This is a genomic window from Pedobacter sp. (genome assembly GCF_035317785.1).
GTDB lineage: Bacteria > Bacteroidota > Bacteroidia > Sphingobacteriales > Sphingobacteriaceae > Pedobacter.
The window spans coordinates 1-8774 of the sequence record NZ_DATHGC010000290.1 but is presented as its reverse complement, the minus strand read 5'-3'; the positions used below and the strand labels follow the sequence as shown (position 1 = coordinate 8774).

At 43.2% G+C, this 8774-nt stretch carries 12 protein-coding genes and 1 pseudogene; 3 read left to right on the top strand and 10 right to left on the bottom strand.

The window, feature by feature from the left end; translation table 11 throughout:
* Positions 1-971, bottom strand: a 971-nt coding sequence (locus tag VK541_RS18100; RefSeq protein ID WP_324371778.1) for a phosphoglucosamine mutase, incomplete at its 3' end; no start/stop codon positions are given.
* Between the two features lie 172 nt (positions 972-1143).
* On the opposite strand from VK541_RS18100, the gene VK541_RS18095 reads away from it, so the two are divergent.
* Genes VK541_RS18095 through VK541_RS18085 form a run of 3 tightly spaced genes read left to right on the top strand, consistent with a single transcriptional unit; the run spans position 1144 to position 3160 of the window.
* Positions 1144-1875, top strand: coding sequence for a class I SAM-dependent methyltransferase (locus tag VK541_RS18095; protein ID WP_324371777.1), 732 nt, complete (start codon positions 1144-1146; stop codon positions 1873-1875).
* Positions 1872-2435, top strand: a complete 564-nt coding sequence (locus VK541_RS18090) for a phosphatase PAP2 family protein (RefSeq protein WP_324371776.1) — start codon at positions 1872-1874, stop codon at positions 2433-2435. Before VK541_RS18095 ends, VK541_RS18090 begins: the two co-directional genes overlap by 4 nt.
* Positions 2435-3160, top strand: coding sequence for a ZIP family metal transporter (locus VK541_RS18085; protein ID WP_324371775.1), 726 nt, complete (start codon positions 2435-2437; stop codon positions 3158-3160). Before VK541_RS18090 ends, VK541_RS18085 begins: the two co-directional genes overlap by 1 nt.
* Here the strand turns inward: VK541_RS18085 and VK541_RS18080 are convergent.
* The 9 genes and pseudogenes from VK541_RS18080 to VK541_RS18040 form a co-directional block, all read right to left on the bottom strand.
* The gene (locus VK541_RS18080) at positions 3157-3606 is read right to left on the bottom strand and encodes a MarR family transcriptional regulator (RefSeq protein WP_324371774.1); all 450 of its coding nucleotides are present in this window, start codon (positions 3604-3606) and stop codon (positions 3157-3159) included. The genes VK541_RS18085 and VK541_RS18080 overlap by 4 nt on opposite strands.
* A 17-nt stretch (positions 3607-3623) precedes the next feature.
* The gene (locus VK541_RS18075) at positions 3624-3785 is read right to left on the bottom strand and encodes a DUF5522 domain-containing protein (RefSeq protein ID WP_324371773.1); all 162 of its coding nucleotides are present in this window, start codon (positions 3783-3785) and stop codon (positions 3624-3626) included.
* Positions 3785-4729 carry an exonuclease gene (locus VK541_RS18070; protein WP_324371772.1) on the bottom strand — a complete coding sequence of 315 codons (945 nt, stop codon included), beginning with the start codon at positions 4727-4729 and terminating at the stop codon, positions 3785-3787. Before VK541_RS18070 ends, VK541_RS18075 begins: the two co-directional genes overlap by 1 nt.
* Positions 4730-5326, bottom strand: coding sequence for a dephospho-CoA kinase (gene coaE, locus VK541_RS18065; RefSeq protein WP_324371771.1), 597 nt, complete (start codon positions 5324-5326; stop codon positions 4730-4732).
* Positions 5326-6273, bottom strand: a complete 948-nt coding sequence (locus VK541_RS18060; protein WP_324371770.1) for a YbbR-like domain-containing protein — start codon at positions 6271-6273, stop codon at positions 5326-5328. The genes coaE and VK541_RS18060 overlap by 1 nt, the downstream gene beginning before the upstream one ends.
* A gap of 94 nt (positions 6274-6367) precedes the next feature.
* Positions 6368-6712, bottom strand: coding sequence for a preprotein translocase subunit YajC (yajC, locus tag VK541_RS18055; protein ID WP_324371768.1), 345 nt, complete (start codon positions 6710-6712; stop codon positions 6368-6370).
* 13 nt (positions 6713-6725) lie between these two features.
* Positions 6726-7181 carry a DUF1573 domain-containing protein gene (locus tag VK541_RS18050; RefSeq protein WP_324371767.1) on the bottom strand — a complete coding sequence of 152 codons (456 nt, stop codon included), beginning with the start codon at positions 7179-7181 and terminating at the stop codon, positions 6726-6728.
* A gap of 3 nt (positions 7182-7184) precedes the next feature.
* Positions 7185-8135 carry a transcription antitermination factor NusB gene (nusB, locus tag VK541_RS18045; RefSeq protein WP_414692627.1) on the bottom strand — a complete coding sequence of 317 codons (951 nt, stop codon included), beginning with the start codon at positions 8133-8135 and terminating at the stop codon, positions 7185-7187.
* A gap of 34 nt (positions 8136-8169) precedes the next feature.
* A pseudogene (locus VK541_RS18040) lies at positions 8170-8774 on the bottom strand (Glu/Leu/Phe/Val dehydrogenase family protein); the annotation flags it as partial.

Genomic DNA, 8774 nt, shown 5'->3' with positions numbered 1-8774 from the left:
GTCGCCTTCATTTTGTTGACCACATTTACCTCTCCCACAGCTGCCGCGTTGTACTCACCGCCGGCTTTTTCAGTCACGTCTCTCAATGCCCTGGTCGATGACAGGTTGGAAACTGAATTGCCCGGTGTATTTTTTAATATGTAGTCCGCTACGGCAACCAATGTATACTCCTCGCCAAACATGCTTCCATCTTCATTGACAAAGCAAAGGCGGTCCACATCAGGGTCCACTACAATACCCAGGTCGGCATTCTTGCTTTGTACTACCTTAGCGATTTCAGTAAGGTTTTCTGGCAGTGGCTCAGGATTGTGCGGAAAATGCCCGTTAGGTTCACAGTACAATTCATAGACGGTTTTTACCCCAAGTGCCTTCAGCAGCGCGGGAATAAATATTCCGCCGCTAGAATTTACGCAGTCTATGGCGATCTTGAAGTTGGCAGCCTTTATCGCCTCCACATCCACAAGCGGAAGTGCAAGGATCACATCTATGTGTTTTTGAAGATAGGTATCGTTGCTGGTCACTTTGCCCAGGGCGTCTACATCGGCAAATGCAAATTCAGCCCTTTCGGCAATGTCCAGGACTTCTTTTCCATCAGCATCACTGATAAACTCGCCATCGGCATTCAGCAGTTTCAGGGCGTTCCATTGTTTGGGATTATGGCTGGCAGTCAAAATAATACCGCCGCCGGCCTGCTCCAAAGGCACCGCGATCTCTACAGTAGGTGTCGTGGACAGACCGAGGTCGATCACTTCTATACCCAAGCCCTGTAAGGTGCCGATAACCAGGTTATTCACCATTTCGCCGGAGATCCTGGCATCTCTGCCCAGCACGATCTTTTTGTTATTTGTCTTGCTGACTACCCATGAACCATAAGCAGCAGTAAATTTTACGATATCAATTGGGGTTAAACCATCACCGGCTATACCACCGATTGTTCCCCTGATACCAGAGATAGATTTTATAAGTGTCAAAGTATTTGTTTTTTTTCAAAAGTAGCAAAAAAACAGGAAACGACTTATTTTAGGTTTATCCCTGCAAAGAAAATTACACGATTAAAACTTTAACTACTCCCCAAATAATCCTGCCGTATGCATTTCAAAATACTATCTTTGTATTTTTCTAAAACATCAAAAATACAGCTCTATGCAGCGAAAATGGTTTCAATATTGGTTCAACTCGCCTTTTTATCATATTTTATATAGCCAGCGGGACGATGCCGAAGCAGAATTTCTGATTGATAACCTTTCCGCCTATTTAAAACCAAATGCAAATTCCAGGATACTGGACATTGCCTGCGGCAGAGGCAGGCATGCCGTATATCTACACAAAAAAGGATATGATGTAACCGGTATTGATCTTTCTGAGCAAAGCATTAAATACGCGCAGCAGTTTGAACAAAAAAACCTGCATTTTTTTGTTCACGATATGCGCAGGCTGGCATTTATTAATTATTTTGATATTGCGCTCAACATGTTTACCAGTTTTGGATATTTTGAAACAGAAAAAGACCATGTGAATGCGCTGAAATCTTTTAGAAAAGGAATCAAAGCTGACGGCACTTTAGTTATAGATTACTTCAACACCCAAAAGATCCTCAAAAACCTGACCAGCCAGGAAATCAAAACCCTGGAAGGCATAGAGTTTCACCTGCATAAATTTGTGTCAGACGGGAAAATCATCAAGCATATTAATTTTGAACACAGAAACAAAGTTTATGCTTTCGAAGAGCGCGTACAGGCTTTTACTCTGGCAGATTTTGAGCGCATGTTTGAGAAGAGCGGCCTGCACATCAGTGCTACATTCGGCAGCTACGGCCTGGATCCTTACGATGCGGAGAAATCTGACCGCTTGATCTTAATCTGTAAAAAAGCATGATAGAGGGCCTGATGCAATTTGATACCGATCTCTTTTTAGAGATCCACAGGGGACTCAGCAATCCGTTTTTTGACTGGCTCCTTCCGATCATGCGCAACAGATTTACCTGGGCACCCTTATACTTGTTCATCATTATTTTCTGTTTTAGGGAATACAAAAAAAAAGGATGGTACATTATTGGAATGCTGCTCTTTACATTTGCCATGGGCGATCTCCTGGCATCAAGACTGATCAAACCATTTGTAGTGAGGCTGAGACCCTGCAACGAACCCGGCCTTGTCGATGAGATCATTCACCGCGTACCCTGCGGAAGCGGCTACAGCTTTCCTTCAGCACATGCCACAAATCATTTTGCGATCGCGATATTCCTGATCATTGTATTTTACAGCAGGTGGAAACCGGTCCTTCCGCTTGGCCTGGCCTGGGCTTTTATCATCTCCTTTTCTCAGATCTATGTGGGTGTCCATTATCCGCTGGATACACTGGCAGGGGCAATACTGGGAACGCTAATCGGGCTAACGACCTCAAAATTATACAAAACGCTACAACCCACATTATAATGGAAATCTGGAAGATATTTATACTATTTCTTAGTGCTTTTTTAGGCGGTGCCGCCATTTTTTTGGTTAAAAGCGATAAATCCCAGCTTTTAAAGCTTATCCTTTCTTTCAGCGGGGCATATCTTTTTGCCATTACGGTGCTGCACCTCATCCCTGATGCCTACAACGGCTCAGACCATGAAGAGATCGGAATATTCATATTGGTGGGCTTTTTACTCCAGGTTTTCCTGGAACAGTTTTCAGAAGGAGTAGAACACGGTCATATCCACAAGCACCACGGCAGCCATGCATTTCCGTACGGCATTATGATCAGCCTGTGTTTACACGCCTTTTTAGAAGGAATGCCTCTGGCCAAAGACCAGCACAATGCATTGATATTCGGTATCGCGCTGCACCATATTCCGGCAGCATTCGCATTAGCCAGTATATTGATGCAAAACCATTTCAACAAAAGGAATATCATTATTTATATTTCTGTTTTTGCACTGATGGCTCCACTGGGCTTCTATGTAAGTTACGGCCTCAGCAACGGCACCATTGGCGGTGTGGAAGACTACTTCAATAAGATCATGGGTATAGTGATTGGTATATTTCTGCACATCTCTACTACGATCCTGTTTGAATCAAGTGTAGACCATAAGGTGAGCAAAAGAAAAATGATTGCTGTTTTATGTGGTATAGGCATCGCACTGATCGGCTATTTTACCTCAGCACATACACACTAGCCTCTCATTTTATCCAGCAGGACATTCAATTGTGCGGCTTCATTTTCGGTCAGATTTGAAGAAACAATACCGGAGATGCTGACTTCCTCATCCATCTGGCTGAGCAGTTCCAGGCCCCTGGCGCTGATCAAAATGTCGACTGCGCGCTTGTCAGACCCGTTTGCTTTTTTAAATACAAGGTCTTTTTGGACCAGGCGCTCCACGATCCTCGAAGCATCACTCATTTTATCCAGCATCCTGGACCTGAGCAGGTTTATGGTCGAGGGTTTGGGATACTGGCCCCTCAGTATCCTTAAAATATTGAATTGCTGTGTGGTAATCTCGTAAGGCACAATAACCTGCTTTAACCTGTCAATACACCAGGTATAGGTATATAAAACATTCACTATAGCCTGCTGGTGTTCACTCTCGAACTGAGTTGTATGGGTTTCTTTCTGCAATTGCATATCTGATTACTTCTACTTTATAGCTTTTTGTCAGGTGTATCTTTTACTTTTTCCTTGCCAAACCCCCATGGACAATGCCTGCATTTATTCTTGCAGCAATAGCCCCTCTTTAAATGGTAAGCCTCAGTGAAAACCATGAAACCATTTTCATCGAAATAAAAGTCTATACCTTCCCGCATCAGTTAAGCAATTTAACGACCAAACTTTTTTCGTAATGCTTCTGCAATTGCAATCCATTCCCGTGATTGGTCCAAACCTGCTGAGGGTTAACCTGTTCTATTGTAGTGACAATGTCGTTCCAGTCCGCATGATCAGAGATATACAACTGTATTTCATGGCCGCTCTGCAGGTGCTTCCAGCCCGTTGCAAACACCCTTACGACGTTGATGGCCTTAAAATAGCTCCTGAATACCATTGGCGGCACCATATAGATCATACCCGTAAGATTGCTCTTCATTACTTTACGGTCATAAACCTCATATCCGCCCACATTCATGCCCATCTGTTCATATATTTTCACAAACGGCATCATGCTGTGGTGCAGCAATATCCTCTTTTCTGGACAATGATCGCTGATCAGACTGATCAGGCGCTGACACTTTCCAAGCGCATAGGCGCCCAGCATGATGTTGTTCGGCGTTGAACTGAGCTTCAGGATCTCCTGCTCAGCAGCAGGATGCTGCGTATCCGGATCCGCAAAAGTAGTCTCCGTGATCAGCACATGTGCGCTGACAAATTCAACCGGCTCACAAGTCCTGTCGGGCTGCAGTTTATAATCCCCGGTATAAAGATACCTTATGCCATTGTATTCCATCAGTACCATTGCCGAACCCAGTATATGGCCGGCAGGAATAAAGCTGATCTTGACCCCGTTTACCTCAAATACTTTATGATAATTACTGATGTGAAATGCTCCGCCCGCAAATTTCTTATACCTGTGCAGCATAAAAAGTGAAGTGGCTTCAGTACAGTAAACCTCCAGGTTACCTCCTACAGCATGATCACCATGGGCGTGCGAGATCACGGCGTGCTTTACCGGTTCTTTGGGATCCAGGTAAAATTTTCCATAACTGCAATACAGACCGATATTGTCGATCACTATAAAATCATCTAATATTCTCATCTATAAGTTTGTGCTTAAGAACACCTGATGCAGCCGGAGTACTTGTTCAATCAAAGATTCGCTTTCGTTATTCTGGATGATGTGATCCGCCAGCTTGAGTTTTTGCCGGTCGGTAAACTGCTTGTCCATCCGCGCTTTTACCGCATCAGCACTGACACCATCACGCTGCATCACACGGTCCAGCTTTAATTTTTCAGGTGCGACAACCAGGATATTCAGATCGCACAACTGGTATGAACCGCTTTCAAATAGAAGTGCCGCTTCCTTAAGAACATAAGACGTTTCAGGAGGCAGCGCCGCTGTCCAGCCGTTAAAGGCCCTGAATACAGCCGGATGAACCATGGCATTCAGTTTTGCCAGCTCCTCAGTATTGTTAAAAACAATATTTGCGATGTGCTTGTTATTTAACGCGCCATCATTAAAATAACTTTCCTTTCCGAAAGTATTTTTTATACCGTCAATAAGGATGGCATCTTCGACCATGATTTGCTTCGCCGCCGTATCGGCATAAAACACCTGAATGCCCAATGTTTCAAAAATCTTGCAAACCGTAGTTTTCCCGCTGCCTATTCCTCCCGTAATTCCTACTTTAAGCATTATTTCTCTATAATAAAATCTATTTTGTCCGGACTGATCTTTATCAGCGTGCAATAGTCCGGGAAACGGCTGAGTGTAACCCTAAGCTGATTGTGTTTACGTATTTTCCAGTCATCAATATCGACCACAGCATCCATGAAATTCTCGTTGATGGTCTGATATTTTGAAAGTGCCACCAGGAAAGTGACCTTCACTTTCCTGGGAAAAAATTTGATGTCATAGTATTCCTTATTGTTGATGACCGCTACGGGGAGCTCCAGTGTTTTTTCAGTAAATTCATCAACAGGAACTTTCACTTCAACGCTCGAAGGAAAAATATTCACATTTTTCATCCTGTTGCCCAGCATGCTTACCCTTGATACATCGGTGCGCTGCAGCTCTTTCAATGTCAGTGTATCCGTCGCCCAATATTTTATTTTTTCCAGTTCCTGTCCAGGGCCTGACAGGGTTACATATTCCGGAACAAGCTCAATATCACTGGAAATGCCATACTGCTTTACAAATGTAAAATCTGAGACCAGTTTTACCGGAACCCGTTTTACAGTTCTTTCAGAGAAATCAAAGTAGAGCGTGTCCGGTCTGACAGAAATTATCTTTTGTGAGCTCTCGAGCTGCTTGTTAACATTGTAAAGCTGCTCTGAAAATAAAATGAAATTCCGGCTGTTTAGTTTTTCCAGGCTAATGGCAATGGACTGTGGCTTAATCCTCAGCCTGGCAAATAACAGCTGCCATCCTGTACCCTCCACCTGCAGGTCAACTGTATCAGACTGCAGGGCATGAAATGCACGTTTTTGGGGGAAATTTTTGTAGACCAGTACCGTTTTGGCCGTATATACATATTTATTCTTTAAAGACAGGAACAACCAGGCCCCTATCGCCATCAACAAACAAGTCAGCAACGTCAGTATACGCTTTCGTTCTATTTTTGTAAGTTTTATAAACGGCATGGCGGTAAAGTAAACAAAAATATTTTAGGATCGAATTTACTAAAACAAAAAAGCCGCTCCAAATATGGGCGGCTTTTTAAAATAAGTGTTGCTGTTAGGCTTTGGCATCCGTTTTAGCTAGATCTACTTTAGGGGCCGCAGCTTTTGTTGCGTCTAAAGATACCGCCGTTTTATCAAAGCGGATTTTAGTGCCACCTTCTACTTCAATCAAAAAAGTCGTATCGTTCATATCCGCAATCCTTCCGTGAATTCCTGCAGTAGTGACAATTTTATCGCCTTTTTTTAGCTCCCCGATTAATTTCTTGTGGTCTTTGGCCTTTTTAACCTGGGGCCTGATCATGAAGAAGTAAAACACTACCATGATCAAAACCATTGGTATTAAAGTACTCAGCATACTGCTGCTTCCACCTGCGGCCTGTAATATTACTGTTGATATCATATCTGTCTTATATTTATTTTTCTGTAATTTCTCCCGTTATCAGGAGCTGTACGGTACTGTTGAGTGCATTGGAGGTAACCGTAATCCCCTTTTTAAATTCCCCGACAGGTTTTCCGGTGCTGTCAAATACCACCTTCAGTTCACTCGATGCACCGGGTTGAACCGGCTCTTTCGGCGGCTCCGGTACAGTGCAGCCGCACATGGCAACGGCATCTTTAATGATCAGCGGAATTCTGCCTGTATTTTTAAACTTAAAACTGTAAGACACGCTCTCCCCCTTTTTTACTTTTCCGAAATTGTAATTTTCGACAGCAAAATTAAGTACCGGGCCTCCCGGGTTTAACGTGTCGGCGTCCTTGGTTTGAGCAGCAACAGCAGTACTGTCTGTACCAGTTGATGTGCTCTCGGTTTTTTGCTGACATGAAGCAAATGCTAAAGCAGTTAATGCTACCAGTAAGATCTTTTTCATTTTTTATTCTTCTATTAATCCCCGGCCAACCTTTTTAATACTGTTGGTTCTTTTAAGGTCACCCATTATTTTGTCCAAGATACCGTTAATAAATGAATTACTTTTTGGTGTACTGTAATCTTTTGACAGATCAAGATATTCATTAATGGTTACTTTTACAGGGATAGATGGAAAATTCATCAGCTCACAGATGGCCATTTTCATGAGTATGGTATCCATTAAAGCAATCCTTTCAGATTCCCAGTTCTTGGTCCTCTCCGCGATAAGTGCCTGATAATCTTTATCATTTCTAAGCGTGTAGATGAACAGGTCCTCGACAAATTTACCGTCCTCGTCCCAATCCTGGCTTATTGGCGTCAGTTTATTGGCAAAAGGATCCTCAGATGTAAAATTTTTGATGGTTTTAGCCACCATGCCCTGCATCACCTCTTTATCCACACTCCAGTTGATGAATTTGTCTTCAAAAGCCTGGATGATATTGTGGCTTTTCAGGATAACTTTTCTAAAGATGTATTTAATGATGGTCTTGGATTCTTCAAGGCTGTTGTCGGGATCGGCCAGATAAGCTGTGTATTCAGGCGTAACTTTCAGGGTATTGAATATTGCTTTCACAAATTCCGGGTCCGCCATCCAGTTGATCCTGTATTTCTTTACTGCCGCAATGAACTCCGGGTTCTCTTTGAGCGTAACTGCAAACTTATTGTTCAGCAGTTTGAGGTTAGGATTAAGGTCTTCTTCCGTAGGCAAATGCTTGTTGGCCCTTTCTGTAGCATCGATCCCCGTGTATTCGGTCACCTCTGCCAAAAGCGAGAGCATCCAGATGTACATTTCATATACATTGTCAATACTTTGCATCAGCGCCTTTTTTGAAGAAGCTAGATCCTTTTTGTCTGTCATGTGCCAAGCAAATATATTTTGCAGAGCTTTTATTCTTAAGTGCCTTCTGTTTAACATGAATGTAAGAACGAGTGGTAAATTACCGGGTTTATTAAAATGATGATTTTATTTTTTTGATGTCAATTATTCGTTGTTCTGCAAGTCGGTTGGCTGCCCATATTGTCGGAATATTGTCTTTTTTAGACATCCTGATCACGTCTCTTGTCGCATTATAAATATTTTCAGTGAGCTGTATGGTGCGTTTTTTTCCATAGCCGGTCAGTTCTGAATAGCAGCTGATCAGACCGCCCGCATTGATCAGGTAGTCAGGAGCAAATAAAATGCCCCTATCGAGCAGCATTTTTCCATGAATCTGCTCATCAGCAAGCTGGTTATTGGCCGAACCTGCGATAATGGCAAACTTCATTTTGTCGATGGTCTTATCATTTACTGTAGCTCCGAGCGCGCAAGGGGCATAGATATCGGCGTTCAGGCCAAAGATCTTGTCAGCAGGAACAGGCTTGGCCTTATAAGTGCGGGCCACATGCTGCAGGCGTTCCTCGTTGATGTCACTGATGTAAACTTCTACGTTTTCTGCTCTGAGCAGTTCTACGAGGTGCTCGCCCACATTTCCAATCCCCTGAACCACCACAGAACGTCCGGCCAGCATATCCGTACCAAATACTTCTTTTACACAAGCTTTGATCCCCAGATAAA